Origin of the sequence: Ktedonobacter robiniae (assembly GCF_016587375.1) — a bacterium.
Lineage (GTDB): Bacteria > Chloroflexota > Ktedonobacteria > Ktedonobacterales > Ktedonobacteraceae > Ktedonobacter > Ktedonobacter robiniae.
Window position 1 is genome coordinate 3,421,096 of the sequence record NZ_BNJG01000001.1, and the last position, 18,391, is coordinate 3,439,486.

Below are 18,391 nucleotides of genomic sequence, written 5' to 3' on the forward strand. Positions count from 1 at the left end.
TGGACCAGAATAAGGGGGTGTCTGCTGCTCACCTGTCACATCACGCAAGCAACAGACACCTCAACACCTGTGAACGAACTGAAGATCTGTGATCTTCGCTCTCGCTGCATGTATTTTGACACCCGCGAAAGGAGGTGACAGAGATGCCTCTCTACATGACACGTTTTGCCTACACGCCCGACGCCTTGGCTGCGCTCGTCAAACATCCACAGAACCGTGAGGACGTTCTCCGCGCGCTGATCGAGAAACTTGGAGGACGGTTGATATCTTTCTACTACTCCTTCGGGACATACGATGGTTTGTTTATCGCTGAGATGCCCGATGAGACCACGGTCACGGCAGCTATCTTCACCGTGGTCTCCCCAGGCCATATCAAAAGCGTTGAGACAACTGTGCTGCTCACGACCGAGCAGACGATGGAGGCGATGCGCAAAGCGGGCACCCAGACCTACCCAGCACCAGGGTAGGCATCCGACCTTGACCATCCGACCTTGGAATCCCACCATATTTCCCCCTCTAGATTCCGCTAAGGGCAGGCGCATCTGGTAATGATCTCAACGCATATTCCGCTAAGCTTGAGATTCAGGTGCTCCAGCCCTGATCTTTTTGATAGACCGAACAAGGTCGCACGAAAGATCCCAAGTATCGCAACACGGGCTCCCAACATTTTCTCCCCCGATTTCCCCTCTAAGTAGGGGTAGAGTTAAGGTTGCTGTCACCAACCGCAAAGTAAGCCTATCTCAACCACTAATAAATCAAAAAGGGCACGAGTTGTGTCTCGATAACCATTTTCAGTTCGGGTTCTGCTCGCGCTTTCATTCACAGCGGCCACTTTCAAACACCCTCATGCTCGTGCTACGATAGAGTGATACACTTTAACGTCGATACTACCCACACAGCAAGAGGAAATCATGAGTTCATTTTTCGACCCCACTAATACAAAGAACACGGATGGAGACAACACAACAAATCCCCATGTTCCAGGAGAACAATCAAGGCAACCAGGACACTGGCAGAATTTTGCACAGAAGGTACCTGCACAGTTGCTGGCATTGCTAGCGATTATCTCGGTGCAGATGGGGGCGGCGATGGGCAAAGAACTCTTTTCGGTCATCGGACCGCTGGGAACAACCTTCTTGCGCCTGGGTTTTGCGGCAATCCTGCTTCTCATCCTCTGGCGGCCACAGATACGCGGGCTGACGCGGACGCAATATATCAACGTTCTGTTATTCGGCATCGTGCTGGCAGCGATGAATGGAGCGTTTTACTCCGCGATCCGCTACATTCCGTTAGGCATCGCAGTGGCACTGGAATTTGTGGGTCCGCTAGGACTGGCCCTCATGCAATCGCGCAGGGTGAAAGATCTCGTCTGGGCAATACTGGCTGTGGTCGGCATCTTCCTACTCGCGCCGATCGGGCAAGGGGCAGTGAACCTGCTGGGGATGGGGCTGGCAATACTGGCTGGTATCTGCTGGGCAGGCTATATATTGTGCAGCGCAAAAGTTGGGCACTCGTTTACGGGCGGACGAGGACTGGCACTGGCTGTGGCCGTGGCAACGATTGCTATTGCGCCGCTTGGAATAAGTAACGGAGGAGTGGCGCTACTCAGTCCGCAGGTACTCTTGACGGGCGTGGGCATCGCTATCTTCTCCAGCGTCATTCCCTTCTCGCTGGAACTAGAGGCGCTCAGGCGGCTTCCCTCGCGCGTCTTCGGTATCCTCATGAGCGTCGAGCCAGCGGTCGCCACCCTCATTGGCTTCTTCGTGCTGCACGAGGCCATAGGACTACGCGAGATACTAGCTATCGTGCTCATCATCTCGGCTTCGGTCGGCGTCTCGCTCGACGCGACGGCACAGCATCAATAATGATCTGATGGAAATTGGTCAAGCTTTGTGTGTAATCTGGGTCGACCTCTATTTGATCGGAAAATTCTCCATTGCCTGTTCATACAACGACTGAATGTTTCTACTTGGCGAAAACTCGGCAAAATTTGCCGATAAAAACGCTTGACAAGAAACTTGGAGTCTGCTATTATTATCCACGTCGAGAGGACGCGAACGAACAAGCGAAATCGAGACGATGAATAAACCCCTGGAGCCGTGGTGTAGTGGCCTAACATGTCTGCCTGTCACGCAGAAGATCGCGGGTTCGAATCCCGTCGGTTCCGCCGTCGCCACCGTGATGTGACTAACGTCCCGGTGGCTTCTTTGTATTCAGTAACCTCTTCGAGCAGCCTCAGCACCGGAAGAAATGCCGGACGAGGTGTAATAGCCGCTATTTCTTTTGTTTCCACGTCATAATGCAAACCTCCTAATTCGAGAACCTTTGACCATTTCACAGCGTTCTTCCACACCGCCCACCCTCCAGAGAGCAGCCATACCTGGTAAGCGTTCCCCGGCTTCGATTACATCCTCTAAGCGAACGCCATTCACCTCTGGTGCATCGAGCATTCGCAAGGCTAACTCGACAGCTGCCTTTTCCTTAAAATAAAAACGCCTCTTTCCCCCGCTCAGACTGCATCTAAAGCATTGTTCTTCTATAATTGTTCTGGTTTGGAAGAGCCGGTTAAACTAGAAGGAAAAGTCGTAGAACAATAAGCGAGGCGTTCATTAGGGGCGCAAACAGGCCATTTGTCTGATGCAATAGGAGAAGCTTTCTCCGCCCAGTGCGGAAAGCTTTACTATGGGCTATCTCAGCTCTGTTCAATTTGAACGAGCTAATAGTTGACTTTTTATTTTCATGGGCCTGTAAAATCGGTTCATCCGTATCTTTAATACTCAGCAATTCAAACGATGTTGCGAAAAGCAAGATCGAATGTCCCGTTTAATAGGGTTAATGTTCTAGAAGCGTTAGAGGGGGGATACAGGGCGAGGAAATAAAGAGGGATGATCTTTTTGCCTGGCTAGAGCATACGAGCGGCCAGTCTGCCGTTCGTATGCTTCCGGGTGATCATTTCTTTCTGCAAAGTTCGCAACATTTGCTTTTTAATGCGGTACGACATGACCTGATGAGTTTAGCATGATATCAGAAAACCTGTGCATACAAGAAATTGCCAACAGCAGCAAACAAAGAACCTAGATCTTAAGCGCCAGGAGGACGCCCACAAACGCCCACAAACAAACTGAGCCGACTCCGGCCATCGGCTCTTTTTTTATGCCCGCAAACATGCCATATTTTAAGTTTGACCTGTTTACTCCCACGGGATACTCAACGAGATGCACCTATGGCTGAAGTGGCTCTCGAACGTCCTTCATTGCTGTTATGCTTTCTGTGAAGAAGTGACATTCCCCCCTATTGTCAACAAGCAAATGCTGTGGCCAAGATAGCTTCTGAAGCCGTTTCGCACTCTACCAACTGTGTGCTGCTGCAATCTCGTTGCGCAACCTGTGGGTTCAGCGCGTTCAAGTACATACCCAATTAGGGGGAAGTATGTCCCACTATAATTGAAATATAGAGGTTATCTAAACTTCTCTGGGATAGCACCATGCGTCCCGTTTCATGGTCCTTACACGACCAACGAAAGGAGCAGATATGTCCCATCTTTTACATTACATGCGACGAACCATCATGTACGCTCGTCAACATCATAGTCAGCTGCGCATACAACGAATCATCATGTACGCTCGTCAACATTATAGGCAACTGCAGGGAATGCTCCTCATCGTTGCTCTCCTGGCCAGCATGATCCTGCTTGCCCACTCCCTCGCTATCACCCAGCAAGCGGCAACGCACTATGCACCCTCGTTACATCCATCTATCGGCTATCCACATGGTGCTAGCTCCCCTGCTGCCGTTCCGCATAATTCGACTCCCCAGGTCGCCTACTCGGATGGTGCTAGCTCCCCTGCTGCCGTTCCGCATAATTCGACCCCCCAGGCCGCCTACTCAGATGGCGCTAGCTCCCCTGCTGCCGTTCCACATAATTCGACTCCCCAGGTCGCCTACTCGGATGGTGCTAGCTTCCCTGCTGCCGTTCCGCATAACTCGATCCCCCAGGTCGCCTACCCGCATGGCGCTGGCCTCCTCAATATGACCTATCCTGGGTGGACTCGCTCCTATCATCGCCTATCCTGGCGACAGTTCATCCATCGCCTATCCTGGCGACAGTTCATCCATCGCCTATCCTGGCGACAGTTCATCCATCGTCTATCTATATAGCGGCTCTTCCGCTAAGCTGAAATAGCAACCTGTCACGCAGTGTTGTTGGAAATAAGCAGAATCCCGTCGGTTCCGCTGTCGCCACCGAGATGTGACTAACGTCCCGGTGGCTTCTTTATATTCCATAACTCCTTCAAGCATGCGGAGGATGGGGAGGAATGCAGGACGAGGCGTAATTGCGGCGATCTCCTGCTGCTCAACATCATAGTGTAATCCCCCAGGCTCCAAGATATCCATGACCATATCTCGACGTTCCTCAACAGTGGCAACTTTCCATAAGGCCGCTTTTCCGGGCAAGCGTTCGCCAGCTTCGATGACATCCTCAAGACGAACCCCATTGGTTACTCAGCCGCTGGAGAGATCGCTGCGCTCGCAGGCCAGAGTTTTGCCAATGCCCATGAGATCGAGCGAGCGATGCGGGTGGCCACCGCGCAGCTCAATCACCGAGCCAAACCCTGGATCTGGGGACGGCCTCCCAGAACGCGGCGCCACCTGCATCGCCTCTTTTGTTACCGCCTTTGAGAAATGTAGCACTAATGATATTGATCTCGTTGCAACCTTGTTTCCCCTTCGCCAGCGAGTATTTCAACAGTATGAACAACAGGTTGGGTGCCTTCCCGATGCGGTGTGGCAATGGGCGCGGACCTTTTTGCTCTTCATGCAGTTTCAAAGACAACGACTCCAGCCGCGCTTGGCTCAGATCTATCCACGATTTGCCGAATGCTATCAGCGCTTAACTGTGTATGATGTGCTTTTCGGGGCGTGCTATGATCTTCTCTCCACCTTATCACTCGCCGTGGCTCCTACGCTTCTCGGCAAACCCTCTCGACGTGAAGGGTTTCTTCCCTGCCTGGAACATACCCACTGGGAAACAGGAGAAGCCTCATCGCAAACAGAGACCACAATGATCGAACCTGCTCTCCTCTTGCCTGGAGGGGACCCGATGATGTATCTGCGAAATGAAGTCACCATTGCCTATCAAGAAAACATCTATACCTTCACGCTGGATTTGCCTTCCTTGCCAATGTATTGCGCACATTGGATTACGTCTTTAGTTCTTACTCGCGAGGTCGCTAGCCGTTTACTTTGTGCTGCTCAAGGAAGTTTTGAACGACGTGAAAGAAGATCTCAGGACACTCTAGCCAGCCGAAGTGCCCACAATCCGGGATCATCTGAAAATCGATCGTCGCGCTGGAAAAAGCTGCCCGTGTCTCATCTGCCCACGCCCTCCCAAATGGATCATCCTCTCCATAGAAGATGTGTAGCGGGAGCTTCAAGGCTGCCACTTGCGCGCTCAGATCGAAGTTGCCCAGGGCTTTCCAGGTTTGCTCTCCTACTTCTGGAGTACGATCAAAGGTCTCAGTAAACCTGGGAAGATCGAACGGAGGGTTGGTCCTGGACAAATAGACGGGAAGGATCTGCTTTAGACGCTCTAAATGATCTGGAGACAATTCTGTTGGTATGATGCCTTTCTGCTGGAGAGCTTTGAGACGCGCCTCAAAACATTCAAACCCTGCATGCAGTCCAGCCACTGTTGGAGGAACACTATCGATCAGCAGCAAGGAACGAACATACTCTGGATACTAAATAGCATACTGCATTGCGACCATTCCTCCCCACGAATGACCGAGGATATGGACCTTCTTCTCCTGGGCGACTGTAGAGCGGACGGCTTCCAGATCCTGTGCATAGGTTGTTGGCGCAAAGTGCTCTACCTGCGCTTCTGCTCCCTGAAGTTCCAGGATGGGAGAGCGGCCAGTTCCCCTCTGATCGTAGTTCACCACGGTGAGTTGAGGACCTACCAATTGCTCTAAGCCAAGCAGGTAACGATGGGATAAACCAGGACCACCGTGGATCATAATGAGCACATCGTCTGCATCCAATGCACCTGCGGTCCGTATAAAGATCCTTGTTGACTCGACAGGTTGCTCGATTTCACGAATGCTTAGACTGTTGTCTCTATTTGAATCAGTAAACATTGATATACATGTCTTTCTTTTTTGATATACCCTATGGGTAAATACAGTAAAAGGTTGTTTGTCGACCTGCGTCAACTCGATAGTCCTGTACCTGCTTCTGGCGCTTTATTCGCTTTTATGCTTTTACTGCACATATCCAATTTTTAGAGTCAAAAAGCATTCTGAACGTGATTTTGTCATGACTCTTCAACTAAAACGAACCAGATATATGCAAATCAAAACATATTTTTGACTTATCTCCTATTGTCGTCCGGTGGAAGAGAAGAACTGCCAGGGCCTCGTTTATCCCTTGTGATCAAATTGAATGCCGGTCACTTTCTCCAGGCCAGTTACCCGTCAAACGACAAAATTTCAGCCCCTCTTTGCAGATACAGAGGCTGTGACCTGGTCAGATTACCTTTTGTTTACCGTTGCCAGAAGTGAATACGGCATACTTCTTCAAAACCAAGGCGGCGATAGACTCTTTCGCCCTTTTCTGTCGCTTGCAAAATGGCAACACGATATCCCATATCACGTGCATCAAGCAAAGGCAGGTGGGATATGGCTCGACCAATGCCTCGACCTCGTGCGCTGGGAACCGTTGCGACACAGTAGAGGCCGGCGACTCCGCTGGCGAGATACAAAATTGATGTAGCCACTGGTTGACCATTGAGCCGAGCAAGGTAGTAGCGCACGCTTGGATGAGCGACAAATCCATGTTTAAGAACCATATCCAAGATATAATCGCGACCGGCATCAGGCCACGGCATGCCAGCAGCAATGGTCTGGACCCCAAGTTGTAAGGATTCCGTTGTGTCTATCCGCTCAAGAGTCACTCCTGCAGGCATATCAATGTGCTCATCGAGGTCCTGGAGATCCCTGGCCATGCCGGATGAGTCAAAAATTGACCATCCACGAGCTTTGACACGACTTTCTATGGTTGGATGCTGGAGAGAGGGCCCAACAGGTCAGGAGGTAGGCACTTTATGAGCTTCGATCTTTGAGAGCATGTCGTCAATCTGTTCTCCAGGCGTATCCGGTGTCAGGCGAGCCTGTATCCCCATATTTAAACGCAGAAATGGTCCGCCTGTGATAAACCATGAAGCACCTGCTTCATGATAGAATGTGGCTCCCAGCGCGCGCCCCCAGAGCGATACAAATTCTTCTGTGTTCGTTTCCATTGCTTCGATGAGTGCTGAATGGGAGAGGCTATCAATCATGTTTTGCATGTATGTTGCACTTCCTATGGGAAATAATTGTACTATATAGGTTATGAGAATCTTTCTCAGGAAAAACGGTCAATCATCCTGCTGCGTGTTTGTATGAATGGAAAGCTTAAACTTTGCTTCGGCTCATGTCTACATGCTGAGCCGTGTTACTCCTTTAACGGTTCTGACAATAGATAAAAGTTGAGGTTTTCATACTCTTTGAAGCCAAGGGCACGATAGACCGGTGCTCCCATCGCAGAGGCTTGCAACGTGGCAATATGGTAGCCCATGGCGCGAGTATCAAGCAGACACTGCATAACTACAGAGGTGGCTACTTTCCGCCGTCGCGCGTGTGGAAGAGTAGCGGTACAATAAATGCCCGAAACACCTCCACCAAGAAACAGTAAGGTGGTACTCACTGGCTCGCCATTGAGTCGGCCAAGGTAGTAATACACACCGGGAGTCGCCACAAAGCCGTGTTGCTGGACTAACTCAGCACTACGATCATACACGGGCATTGGTATACCTCCATAGCCAGTCACAAAGGTATGTGCCCATTCCTGAAGGCCGTTGGCCGTGGTCACCCGTTCCACAGTGACGCCCTCTGGAAACGTATAGTGATCGGCCAGCGTGTGTACATCCAGGGCCCAGACCGTCGGTTTTCCTCCCTGCCATCCATGCTGCTTGATGCGCTCAAGAAAGCTATCCGAACTGGAGGCATCCACAACCCAGAATGTCTCATGCTGCTGAGTCGCCCGCATTCGTTCGAGTACAGCGTCCATTCTCTCTGGTGAGGTCTCAGCCGTAAAATGAGTTCTAGTTACCCAGTTGCCGGTCCAATGGGGTATATTGGTGGTGAACCAACTGGCCTCGGCTTCGTGATAAAATTTGGCTCCCAGGGCGTGCCCCCAGAGAGTAGCGAGTTCCTGTATGTTGAATTCAACCGCATCAGTCAACGCGGGTTCTGAAATAGTCCTCAAGTTTTTTGGCACGTATGACGTCCTCTCCTACTTATGGTATCTTTTCTTTAAAAAGTTATTGAACATGCATGGAGTGCTACTCTTGTACGGCGAAAACTACAGTGTTTCCTTTACTCGGACATTACCCCCACTCCTGGCAGCAGGCCTAGCTGTTGCATGATGCTAAGGGTATCGATTTATACCAGTCTTCGACAATGTTGTCTTCCACGACGCGAAAGATCACCACACCTGAAACAGTGATTGGTTTCCCTGTTGCAGGTATTGGCGTGTGCAAGCCGAAAGGGCCTGCATGAGTTCCTTGCAAAATGAGCCTGCACATGACTCGATCGTGTTCTGCAATCAGGTCTTCATTTGTCACATGGAAATCAGGAAATGCGTTGCGGCTTGCAGCTACCCAACGCTTGAAGTCCTCACGAGTCTATACCACTCCAGTCATGCTGACATCGCAAAAAAACTACTACTCTCTCTTGAAAGAGGAAACAGGAGGAGACAGAACCGGAAGTAGTAAGAAACTACCAGCCAGGCTGGTACACTCTCGTTATTCAACCAGCTTATGACGAATGGCGAGTGCTGTAGCGCCAGCGCGGTTACTGACTCCCGTTTTGTTGAAAATGCTGGCAATATGGTTGATGACGGTTCTCTCGCTAATGACCAGCATCTCGCCAATCTGGCGATTACTTTTACCGGTAGCGACCAGACGCAGTACTTCAACTTCGCGCTCGCTGAGATCGAAGGGCAAACGTGACCTGGCGGGCTTTCGCGAACAACGGCGCAGCTGGTTACGCAGGCGTTGCGCCTGGATCTGATCTCCCAGTTGCGTGAATAGCTCCAGAGCTGCTTCCAACTGGCTACGCCAGGCTTCACTGTTCTTGAATCCATCCCTGGCTAAAAACAAGATTGCCGCTGGCTTCTAGCGTCCAGGCTAGTTCAATATTGAAAGCAAAGCGACGGGCCACCGCTTCGGCAACTCTCAGATAATCCTGCGCGGCCTTGAAATCCTTGAGGAGAATTGCCAGGCTTCCCAGCAAACGATCGATTAATATGGCGCGATACTGGCCGTGATACGGCAGGAGAAGCGTATAGAGGCGTTCAGCCCGTTCCCTATCACCAAGAGAGACAACGATCGTGGCCATATGGGAGAGCGCATGGACCACCGCCATCGACCCGGCTGGCAGAGGAAGAATCAGCGTTTCTAGCTCCTCAAGCACAGCCAGGGCCTCCTTTCGTTTACCCTGTAATGCCTGGACTATTCCCATCCAGCCAAGCCACCAGACCAGCGATTGAGGTTCCAGCACACGAAAGCGAGCAATGGACTCTTGTATCAATTCGAAAGCTGCGTCAAGCTTTCCCTGAAAAGCATATATAACACCACGTGTCCACTGAAACATCGCCAATGGCTCTGGAAGCCCCTGCTGCTCTGTCAGCGTCTGCCCTTGCAAGAGATATTCTTCAGTCAGGGTCCAATCGCCGCGCTGGGCGTGAAACGTCGCCAGATGCGAGTAGATATGTCTCAACTGATAGGGATCGTGACAGAGCTGCGCATATTGAAGCCAGCGGAAGAGTAAGTCCTCCCACCCATCGAGCTGACCAGCCCAGCATCTTGCCAGAAAGAGACATTCGCAGCACTCCGCGGCCTCCGTCACATCCATCGCCTCGTCAGCGAGGGCAAGACCCTCTTCCAGCAAACGAATGCCCTCCTCCAGCTTGCCGGCCCGCATAAGTGAGTTACCAAATGCCCGGCTGGCAGACGCCTTCAAACGCGTATCACCGAACTGACGCGCAAGATCAAGCGCACGTTCCAGGTGGCGTTGTGCCGCAGGGTAGTTATGCTGACTTACAAGCAACAGCGAACCCAGTTCCACCAGGGCCCTCACCGTATCGACTGTAGGAGTGCTGGAGAGGAGAGAGACAGCCTGTTCAAAGGTAGCCCGCGCGAGATTGATCTCTTCCAGGCGCCAATAGGCTCGTCCCAGAGCAAGACCTACCTTTCCCATCGCAACCCTGTCGCCTGAGCTTTTCCAGCAGGCCTGAGCAGCCTGAAATGCTTCAACAGCTTCCTGAACAGCTCCAATCTGCAATGAAGCCTCGCCCAGGCGCAGAAGACTTTCTGCTCTCCGAGGATCGTGAGCGGAAAGATGCTGAAGTGCTGTCCGATAATGGCCTATCGCAACCTCAGACGCATAGGTACACATTGCCTCTTCCGCGGCCAGCAAGGAATAGACAGCGCCCTGCTCTTGATCACCACTGTGGGCAAAATGGAAAGCCAGTTCCGCTAGCTGGTGAGTTGCGGGTTGATCAGAGCGAAGCCGGAGAGCAAGCCTGCGCGCGATCAATGTATGCAGGCGAGTTCGTTGAAATAAGGGCAATCCATCGTACAGGCCCGCGCGAATGAGATCGTGGCTAAAGGTAAAGACGCCTGGACTACTACTCCGAATCAGATGCGCTTCAAGTGCTTTCTGGAGGCGCTCTTCCACGATTTCCACATCCTGACAAGCTACACCAGCAAGGAGATCTACCGCGAAGGCACGACCAATAACTGAGGCAACCTGGAGCAAAGAACCAATCTGGGTGTCTAATCCGTCAACCCGGCTTCGTACCGCACCTACGATGCTAGAAGGAAGGCGCCTCGCTCGAACGTCCTCTGGCTGGCTTCCCTGGGCACCCTTTGCAAGAAAGCCCGTCTCTAACCAATCTCTTAAAAGCTCCTCAGCAAAGAAAGGGTTTCCCTCGCTCTGGAGCACAAGCCGATGAAGCAAGAGCGGGTCCACAGAAAAGCGTAAGAGATTGAGCGCAAGCAGACCCATGTCCACCTCGGAGAGGGGCCCAAGGGTGATAGGAGTAAGCAGTCGGAGGCGATGAAGCTCGGTCAGTGTGCGTTCAAAGGCTGGATGATGCGTGATCTCGCTACTGCGGTAAGCTCCCAAGATCAGCAGACGCGCCCTCGGCTGAGTGCGGGCGACATAACAGAGCAAGTCCAGCGTAGAGGTATCAGCCCATTGCAAATCATCGAGCACCAATACCAGACCAGATGTCCTGGCAATCGTTGCGAGAAACAGACCTACTGCCTCATAGAGACGCAAACGGGCTTGTTCAGGGGGTAAGCTATAGCTGTCTGGAAGCTCTCGCAGGCGGAATGAGAGCTCAGGAAGAATCGTTGTCCGCACAGGAGCCATGGCTCCTGTCTGCTCTTGTAGCTCCTCAACCGGAGCGGAGCGAATATACTGACCAAGCGCCTCCAGCAAAGGGAGATAGGGTGGCATGCCTTCAGCTTCTGAGGCGGAACCAGATAATACCATAGCGCCCGCCTGTTCAGCATACTGGGCAGCTTCCCGTAGAAAGCGTGTCTTGCCAATGCCAGGCTCACCGGCCACAAGAGTTACCAGTAATTGACCTGCAATACTTGCCTCAAACTGCTGCTGAAATAGACGTAATTCACTCTGTCTTCCTGCCAGTACTAGCTCAAACAGAGGCCGTTCCACCACCATGGTTTTGTTCCTTCCCATCTACTCGCTGATTATTATTGAAATAAGCTTCTTCTTGCGTACGAGTACTCGCACCGCTTCATAAGAGGCACCAGCACTTCTCCTTGCTGTTTCTTTCTCTTCTTTGAGAGAACATAATAACACAAAAAACTCTTCAGGTTAGTCCAAATACCCGCTCGTTTTGTGGTTGTGTTGCAAGAATCCAACAGGAAACTCAAAGGGGAAAACCTCTCTGTTCCCCCGTTCTGTTTAGATGGCTATCCCAAACAGTTCTGCAACAAACGCTGCTTGTCCAGGGCTGTCGCCTCGATTTACCTCTTGTATTTGTCCTTTTCGGATCATGTTCATTGCCTCATACCCTTGGAGTGTCTTTCTCGCTGTTTCAAACGAAAAAAAGCCCAGCCCTGGTTTGATCAACCGTTTGATGAAGCGATGATCTTGTTCGATCAGATTGTTCAGGTATTTCCTCTCTGTCAGCCCAGCGGGAAGGTACGCTATTGCCATCGTCAAAAGAAGTATTGAACGGCTATCTCCCTTTTGTTGGTGTAGGTGACCTCGCGTTCCATATGGCCGGACCTCGCATTCCTCGTGTCTCCCGTCCCACGAGGGTGGGAGGCTTACAGAGAACGTGGCGAGAAAGCCCTGGTCATTGATGCCAGGGACGAATCGCTACATCCGCTCTCGTGCGCGAATAGAACAGCGTATTTTTCTCAAATAGAACTTGTGTTCTTCTGCTCGTTCTGGTAGAATAGGCGTATCAGTACAATTCATCGGTGGGAATAGAGAGAAGGAGCCGGCATGCCTGGACAACACCAGAGACAGCAGAAGGCAAAACATCCCAAGGAGAAGCGACCGGCAACGCCTACCTTTCTGCTCGAACTGCCCCTCGTCGTCAACCCAGGACAAGCCACTCGCCTGCGCGCTCACCTGGAAGCCGCTCGCCAACTCTACAACGCCATCCTCTCCCAAGGGCAGAAGCGTTTGAGGCGCATGCGGGCTGACGCTGCCTGGCAAGAGGCCCGTGCCCTTTCTCGCACGCAGAAGACCCAACGAGCAGTCGCCTTCTCCGCCTTGCGCAAGCAGTACGGGTTCTCCGAGGCGGCATTGCATGAAGCCGCCAAAGGCTTGCGCGTGGGATGGATTGCCGAGCACATCGATGCCGTGCTGGCCCAAACCCTGGCGACCCGTGCTTACCGCGCGCTCAATCGCGTCTGCCTGGGCCAGGCCAAACGCGTGCGCTTCAAGAGCCGAGGGCGTGGTTTCTCCAGCATCGAGAACAAGCGCAATGATACCGGCCTGCGCTTTGTCCTGCAGCCACCCGAGAAGGGAAACGCAGGGTTCCTGCTCTGGAACGGAGATCAGCTTCCTGCCTTCATCGATTGGAAGGACGAGGTGGTAACCCATGGGCTCAGGCACCGCATCAAGTACGCCCGCCTCGTCCAACGTCCCACCAGCAGCCCCAAAGCGGCCGGAGCCGATGCAGAGGGCTATCACTACGTGGTGCAGCTTGCCCTGGAGGGCACGCCTCACCGCAAGCCCAAGCACACGGTTGGACAAGGGTCGTTGGCGCTGACCTGGGTCCCTCTACCCTGGCTCTCGTTCCTCAGGAGGGGAGGCCAGCCTGGAGGTGTTCTGTGCGGAACTGGCTCCTGATGCCAGAGCCATTCGTCGTCTGCAGCGGCGGATGGATCGGCAGCGGCGAGCAGGCAATCCGGAGCACTACGACGAGAAGGGGCGCATCAAAAAGCAGGGCAACAAGAAACAATTGCGGTGGAAGCAGAGCAAGCGCTACCAAGCCACCCGACGACGCAAAGCAGCCAAAGAACGGAAGCTGGCGGCACACCGCAAGAGCCTGCATGGCCGCAAGGTGCACGAGGTGCTTGCGCTGGGCAGCACCATCATCATCGAAAAGGTCTCCTACAAGGCATGGCAGAGGCGATTCGGCAAGAGTGTGGGACTGCGAGCACCAGGAATGTTTGTGGAACTGTTGAGACGCACCGTTGCGAGCACGGGCGGCACCCTGGTGGAAGTTCCCACGCGTACAACAGCGCTGAGCCAATGGTGCCATGGGTGCGGCAGACGGGTCAAAAAGCCCCTCTCCCAGCGCTGGCATCAGTGCGAATGCGGTATCGGCCCTGTGCAGCGCGATCTCTATTCCGCCTTTCTGGCCGCGTATCTCGATCCAGCACATCCTATTCCCTCGTGTGCCCGATACCAGCCGTATTGGGAAGGTGCGGAGGCGCGCCTGCGGGCAGCACACGAGTGTACCACACAACGTGCGAGAGAGGGGCAGGTGCTGCCCCGAAGCTTGGGTGTGACTCGAGCCAGAGCGCGTCTGCCCGAAAGTCCAGGGGAACCACCACTAGAGCCTGCTCTTCTCCTTTGGTGTGAAGAACGGGAAGCGTGGGCCGAACTTCTGGAACCCCCGTTGCTTTAGCACGGGGAGCTCTCAGGACAAGAACTTATCCAGTGTGATAGGCAGGTCGCGTACACGAATACCTGTCGCGTGATAAGCGGCATTGGCGATTGCGGCCGCTGTACCAACAATCCCGATTTCGCCTATGCCTTTTGTGCCCAGCGGACTGACATGTGGATCATCCTCTTCGAGCCATACCACGTCAATTGTGCCGACATCCGCGTTGGTTGCGATATGGTATCCCCCGAAGTCATGATTCACGTAATTACCAAAGCGTGGATCCAGTACGCTCGCTTCGTGGAGCGCCATTGACAGGCCCCACGTCAGTCCTCCCATAAATTGAGAATGGGCCGTCTTCGGGTTGACAATTTTCCCGGCGGCAAAGACTCCCAGGAGCCGTGGCACGCGGATTTCGCCGGTATCTACATTGATATGCACCTCAGCGAATTGCGCGCCAAAGGAATGCATGGCGAACTGCTGCAACTCGGGATTATCGTCAAATTTGCCGCTTGCCGAGAGCCCTTCCGCTGGTATGACTCCTCCATATTCTTCTTGCAACCGTGTGCGGAGCGCGCTCGCCGCGTTAAAGATAGCCCATCCCCACGAGCCGGTACCCGATGAACCTCCGGCATAGCCCGCCGCTGGCTGGTCGCTATTGCCTATCACGAGCTGAACCTGCTCTAACGGTGCTTCGAGCACATCCGCCGCGATCTGAGTGAGTGCCGTGCGCGCTCCAGTTCCGATGTCTGCGGCGTCGATATGAACCTGGTAATTTCCCTTGTAGTCAACCTGCGCGGACGCCGACGCAGGGGAGTAGTAGACCGGGTACGTTGAGGAAGCGACGCCAGTTCCGATGAGCCAGCGTCCTTCTTGCCGCGCTCGGGGAGTCGGATCACGCTGTTGCCAGCCGAAGCGACGCGCCCCTTCCCGCAGGCAGGCGACGAGCCCGCGACTGCTAAAGGGATGTCCCGTTTCAGGGTCAATCGTGGGTTCGTTGCGAATGCGCAACTCAATCGGATCAATTCCACAGGCAATGGCCAGCTCGTCCATTGCTGACTCAAGAGCGAACATACCCGAGCACTCGCCTGGAGCGCGCATGTATGTTGGCACAGGCATGTCTAGTCGTGCTGCCCGGTGTGTGGTGCGGCGGTTGGGAGCTGCGTACATGCGCCGTGCCACAACAGCAACATGTTCGGCGTAGTCATAAGAGGTCGAGGTTTGTTCGATCACATCGTGCGCAATCGCCGTTAAATGGCCATTGTTATCTGCGCCAAGGCGGATGCGCTGTATTGTTGGAGTACGATAGCCAGTCAGCGAGAACATCTGTTGCCGTGTGAGAGCAAGCTTCACCGGTCGTTTCGTCACCTGCGCTGCCATGACGGCGAGGATGATGGGTGGGTGTGCAGATAATTTGGAACCGAAGCCGCCGCCAACATACTGTGTGATGATGTGAATACGCTCGGGGGGCTGCCTGAACGCCGTTGCAATGGTGTCCCGGATGGCATGGGGTCCCTGGTTTGAATCGTAGATGGTAATGCCAGCGTTGTCCCAGATCGCAATGCTCGCATGCGTTTCGAGTGGATTGTTATGCTCAGTTGGGGTGGTATAGGTCTGGTCGAGCAAGACAGCCGCAGAGTTCAGCGCGCCCTCAACATCCCCATCGAATCTGTCGGTCACATCTTTCCCTTCATGGACTGTCGGTGGCTTGTAGAGAGCCTTGTCATCAGCGCGCAGTTCGACGTGATGGGGCAACTCCTCGTAGTGCACGACCACGAGTTCCGCTGCCTGCCGCGCGATCTCAGATGTCTCGGCAACAACAGCCGCGACAAATTGACCATGATAAGCCACGGCATCTGTCTGGAACACCTCCAATTCCGTGTTGGCAAGGTGCGCAAGCCGTGGCGCGTTCTCGTGCGAGAGCACCGTGATGACGCCGGGCAGCGCTCGCGCCGCGCTCGCATCAATTGCTGAGACCCGTCCCCTGGCGATGGTGCTCTGGACCGGGAAGGCATAGACCACACCCTCGACCGGGTACTCGTAGGCATATTTCGCCTTGCCAGTGGCCTTTTGAATGCCATCGATTCGATTGATTGGCGCACCAATTGAGCGCATAATCTGTTGCATCTTCATGGCTGGTTTCTCTCCTCTACAAGGTCGAGCAGCATACGCGTCATGGTATTGCGGGTAAGAGGGATTTTAAAGGCGTTCCCAGGCAATGGTTGTGCGTCAGCCAGCTCGGCATCGGCTGCCTGGCGGAAGAGTTCCTCGCTCGCGGGTTTGCCGCGTAGCGCTGCTTCGGCCTTCTTCGCCCGCCAGGGCATGGGTGCGATGCCACCAAAGGCAATACGTACGTCGCGGATAACGCCATCGGCGAAATCAAGCGCTGCGGCAACAGAGACAAGCGCGAAGGCGTAGGAGGCCCGGTCGCGTACCTTACGATAGCGCGAGTGTGTCGCTGCGTATGGCAACGGCGGCAGGTCAATGGCTGTAATCAACTCTCCATGCGTAATGACCGTATCGCGCTGCGGTTCGTCACCTGGCAGACGATACAAGTCAATGAGCGGAATGGTGCGTTCCCCGCGTGGTCCCTGCATGCGCACAAGCGCGTCAAGGGCGACCAGAGCGACGGCCATGTCCGAGGGATGTGTGGCAATACAGTCCTGCGAGGTACCAAGGATGGCGAGGTCGCGGTGATATCCATCGCGCGCGGAACAGCCACTGCCAGGCTCGCGCTTGTTACATGGCTTCGAGATATCCTGAAAGTAGACACAGCGTGTGCGCTGGAGCAAGTTGCCGCCGGTCGTGGCAAGGTTGCGCAACTGCCCGGAAGCGCCTGCGAGAAGCGCCTGCGAGACCAGTGGATAGCGCGCGCGGATCGTGCGATCCGCCGCAAGGTCGCTGTTGCGCACCATCGCGCCAATGCGTACGCTCCCATCAGCCAGCACTTCGATATGGTCATAAGGCAGGCGACTGATATCAACGAGCAGATCAGGGTGCCGCACCCCTAGTTTCATATGATCGATGAGGTTTGTTCCTCCACCGAGGTAGGCCCCATTTGGCGCCTGGGCAAGGAGCGCAATGGCATTAGAAGCATCACTGGCGCGCTCGTAGCGGAAAGGATTCATGGTATCACCTCTTTAATCGCCGGAACAATGTTGGCATAGGCGGCACATCGGCAGAGATTGCCACTCATGCGTTCGCGAATCTCCTGCTCATCGAGCGTGATATGTTCAGTGTTCATGTTAGGGCTTACCACACTGGGCCAGCCAGCCTCGGCCTCGCGTAACATGCCGACCGCCGAGCAAATTTGTCCGGGAGTGCAATAGCCACACTGGAGAGCATCGTGATCAACGAACGCGCGCTGAAGCGGATGGAGATTCTCGCCATCGGCCAGCCCTTCGATGGTGACGATCTGAGTGTTCTCAAAGGCGACGGCCAGGCTGAGGCAGCACGTGATTCGTCGGCCATCTACCAGGATAGTACACGCGCCACACTGGCCATGGTCGCAGCCCTTTTTGGGGCCCGTAATCCCAAGGCGCTCGCGCAGTGCGTCCAGGAGGGTCGTACGGGTATCAATGGATAGCCGATGCATCGTTCCGTTTACCTGTAAAGTAATCTCAAGGTCCATTATTTCTCTCCTTTGACGCTTGACGCTTTAAAGACCTGTGAATAACGAATGCTTTCATTTTTCTTCCTCTCCTGTGAGAAAGAACTCGTAGTTTGCGTCAGAAAAGCACCACAATATGTGTTGGCTAACCCTGGCCACATAAAACTAGATCGACATTTTTTATTATAAACGTCAAATAATAAATGTGACCAAAAATATATACTGTTCATGTTTTCTATTATAAATGTTAATAATAAACGCGACCAAAAATATATACTGTTCATGTTTTCTATTATCTTTCTGCGTTGCTGGTAAATAGCGCGAAAAGTGGGTCCTTTCAGGGATCGTGCTCACTCTTCACCTTCTTTACCACTTGGTGCTGACCAGAGGTAGTAATTAGAACACGCTGGTACATGTCTCAAGGCTATGTTTCAGCTAAAGGAGTCGTGGCCGTAACCCGTCCGAGTAAAGCGTGTTGCCCTTTGAAGAGTTTGGCTCATATAATAGTTTGGGTGTAGCCCCCAAGGGGAATCTCTCTGGAGGATATACTGGTGGAAGCAGCGGGAGAGAAGCTATAAGATT

The 18,391-nt window shown here is 53.4% G+C and carries 14 protein-coding genes, 1 tRNA gene and 3 pseudogenes; 5 read left to right on the forward strand and 13 right to left on the reverse strand.

Translation table 11 applies throughout. From position 1 onward, the window contains the following. The first annotated feature begins 143 nt into the window (after positions 1 to 143). The 4 genes from JMJ04_RS14255 to JMJ04_RS14270 all read left to right on the forward strand — a co-directional run bounded on the left by JMJ04_RS14255 (position 144) and on the right by JMJ04_RS14270 (position 4,158). The gene (locus tag JMJ04_RS14255; protein ID WP_201371135.1) at positions 144 to 467 is read left to right on the forward strand and encodes a GYD domain-containing protein; all 324 of its coding nucleotides are present in this window, start codon (positions 144 to 146) and stop codon (positions 465 to 467) included. Between the two features lie 444 nt (positions 468 to 911). Further along, the gene (locus JMJ04_RS14260; protein ID WP_201371136.1) at positions 912 to 1,865 is read left to right on the forward strand and encodes an EamA family transporter; all 954 of its coding nucleotides are present in this window, start codon (positions 912 to 914) and stop codon (positions 1,863 to 1,865) included. A 228-nt stretch (positions 1,866 to 2,093) separates the two neighbouring features. Next, a tRNA-Asp gene (locus JMJ04_RS14265) sits at positions 2,094 to 2,167 on the forward strand. A gap of 1,364 nt (positions 2,168 to 3,531) precedes the next feature. Then, positions 3,532 to 4,158, forward strand: a complete 627-nt coding sequence (locus JMJ04_RS14270) for a hypothetical protein (protein ID WP_201371137.1) — start codon at positions 3,532 to 3,534, stop codon at positions 4,156 to 4,158. 345 nt (positions 4,159 to 4,503) lie between these two features. Here the strand turns inward: JMJ04_RS14270 and JMJ04_RS14275 are convergent, their stop codons facing one another. The 10 genes and pseudogenes from JMJ04_RS14275 to JMJ04_RS14320 form a co-directional block, all read right to left on the reverse strand. Next, on the reverse strand, positions 4,504 to 4,656 hold the full coding sequence (locus JMJ04_RS14275; RefSeq protein WP_201371138.1) for a hypothetical protein: 153 nt from the start codon (positions 4,654 to 4,656) through the stop codon (positions 4,504 to 4,506). A 575-nt stretch (positions 4,657 to 5,231) separates the two neighbouring features. Continuing rightward, a complete protein-coding gene (locus tag JMJ04_RS49460) occupies positions 5,232 to 5,720 on the reverse strand; it encodes an alpha/beta fold hydrolase (RefSeq protein ID WP_201371139.1) in 489 nt (162 codons plus the stop codon). Between the two features lie 21 nt (positions 5,721 to 5,741). Next, complete coding sequence (locus JMJ04_RS49465; protein ID WP_201371140.1) at positions 5,742 to 6,137, reverse strand: alpha/beta fold hydrolase; 396 nt, start codon at positions 6,135 to 6,137, stop codon at positions 5,742 to 5,744. A gap of 404 nt (positions 6,138 to 6,541) precedes the next feature. Beyond that, a complete protein-coding gene (locus JMJ04_RS14290) occupies positions 6,542 to 6,964 on the reverse strand; it encodes a GNAT family N-acetyltransferase (protein WP_201371141.1) in 423 nt (140 codons plus the stop codon). 120 nt (positions 6,965 to 7,084) lie between these two features. Continuing rightward, positions 7,085 to 7,345 carry a hypothetical protein gene (locus JMJ04_RS14295; protein ID WP_201371142.1) on the reverse strand — a complete coding sequence of 87 codons (261 nt, stop codon included), beginning with the start codon at positions 7,343 to 7,345 and terminating at the stop codon, positions 7,085 to 7,087. 146 nt (positions 7,346 to 7,491) lie between these two features. Beyond that, positions 7,492 to 8,316 carry a GNAT family N-acetyltransferase gene (locus tag JMJ04_RS14300; RefSeq protein ID WP_201371143.1) on the reverse strand — a complete coding sequence of 275 codons (825 nt, stop codon included), beginning with the start codon at positions 8,314 to 8,316 and terminating at the stop codon, positions 7,492 to 7,494. A gap of 133 nt (positions 8,317 to 8,449) precedes the next feature. Next, positions 8,450 to 8,707, reverse strand: a pseudogene (locus JMJ04_RS48695) (ester cyclase); the annotation flags it as partial. Between the two features lie 135 nt (positions 8,708 to 8,842). Beyond that, complete coding sequence (locus tag JMJ04_RS14310) at positions 8,843 to 9,199, reverse strand: response regulator transcription factor (protein ID WP_201371144.1); 357 nt, start codon at positions 9,197 to 9,199, stop codon at positions 8,843 to 8,845. Continuing rightward, the gene (locus JMJ04_RS14315) at positions 9,165 to 11,789 is read right to left on the reverse strand and encodes an ATP-binding protein (protein ID WP_201371145.1); all 2,625 of its coding nucleotides are present in this window, start codon (positions 11,787 to 11,789) and stop codon (positions 9,165 to 9,167) included. Before JMJ04_RS14315 ends, JMJ04_RS14310 begins: the two co-directional genes overlap by 35 nt. Before the next feature lie 246 nt (positions 11,790 to 12,035). Next, positions 12,036 to 12,251: pseudogene (locus JMJ04_RS14320) on the reverse strand (DDE-type integrase/transposase/recombinase); the annotation flags it as partial. A gap of 333 nt (positions 12,252 to 12,584) precedes the next feature. Here JMJ04_RS14320 and JMJ04_RS14325 point away from each other — a divergent pair. Further along, positions 12,585 to 14,223: pseudogene (locus JMJ04_RS14325) on the forward strand (nuclease/transposase family protein). Between the two features lie 12 nt (positions 14,224 to 14,235). Here JMJ04_RS14325 and JMJ04_RS14330 read toward each other — a convergent pair. The 3 genes from JMJ04_RS14330 to JMJ04_RS14340 are packed head-to-tail and all read right to left on the reverse strand — an operon-like array spanning position 14,236 to position 17,830. Further along, complete coding sequence (locus tag JMJ04_RS14330; RefSeq protein WP_201371146.1) at positions 14,236 to 16,332, reverse strand: xanthine dehydrogenase family protein molybdopterin-binding subunit; 2,097 nt, start codon at positions 16,330 to 16,332, stop codon at positions 14,236 to 14,238. Further along, positions 16,329 to 17,327, reverse strand: coding sequence for an FAD binding domain-containing protein (locus JMJ04_RS14335; RefSeq protein ID WP_201371147.1), 999 nt, complete (start codon positions 17,325 to 17,327; stop codon positions 16,329 to 16,331). Before JMJ04_RS14335 ends, JMJ04_RS14330 begins: the two co-directional genes overlap by 4 nt. Then, positions 17,324 to 17,830, reverse strand: a complete 507-nt coding sequence (locus JMJ04_RS14340; protein ID WP_201371148.1) for a 2Fe-2S iron-sulfur cluster-binding protein — start codon at positions 17,828 to 17,830, stop codon at positions 17,324 to 17,326. Before JMJ04_RS14340 ends, JMJ04_RS14335 begins: the two co-directional genes overlap by 4 nt. Positions 17,831 to 18,391 lie beyond the last annotated feature (561 nt).

Bases quoted from the DNA above. Each gene is read 5' to 3' on its own strand.
- JMJ04_RS14335 (WP_201371147.1), bottom strand. From the start codon at position 17,327: ATGAATCCTTTCCGCTACGAGCGCGCCAGTGATGCTTCTAATGCCATT.
- JMJ04_RS14295 (WP_201371142.1), bottom strand. From the start codon at position 7,345: ATGCAAAACATGATTGATAGCCTCTCCCATTCAGCACTCATCGAAGCA.
- JMJ04_RS14290 (WP_201371141.1), bottom strand. From the start codon at position 6,964: ATGCCTGCAGGAGTGACTCTTGAGCGGATAGACACAACGGAATCCTTA.
- JMJ04_RS14270 (WP_201371137.1), top strand. From the start codon at position 3,532: ATGTCCCATCTTTTACATTACATGCGACGAACCATCATGTACGCTCGT.
- JMJ04_RS14330 (WP_201371146.1), bottom strand. From the start codon at position 16,332: ATGAAGATGCAACAGATTATGCGCTCAATTGGTGCGCCAATCAATCGA.
- JMJ04_RS14340 (WP_201371148.1), bottom strand. From the start codon at position 17,830: ATGGACCTTGAGATTACTTTACAGGTAAACGGAACGATGCATCGGCTA.
- JMJ04_RS14260 (WP_201371136.1), top strand. From the start codon at position 912: ATGAGTTCATTTTTCGACCCCACTAATACAAAGAACACGGATGGAGAC.
- JMJ04_RS14275 (WP_201371138.1), bottom strand. From the start codon at position 4,656: ATGCAGGTGGCGCCGCGTTCTGGGAGGCCGTCCCCAGATCCAGGGTTT.
- JMJ04_RS14315 (WP_201371145.1), bottom strand. From the start codon at position 11,789: ATGGTGGTGGAACGGCCTCTGTTTGAGCTAGTACTGGCAGGAAGACAG.
- JMJ04_RS49465 (WP_201371140.1), bottom strand. From the start codon at position 6,137: ATGTTTACTGATTCAAATAGAGACAACAGTCTAAGCATTCGTGAAATC.
- JMJ04_RS14255 (WP_201371135.1), top strand. From the start codon at position 144: ATGCCTCTCTACATGACACGTTTTGCCTACACGCCCGACGCCTTGGCT.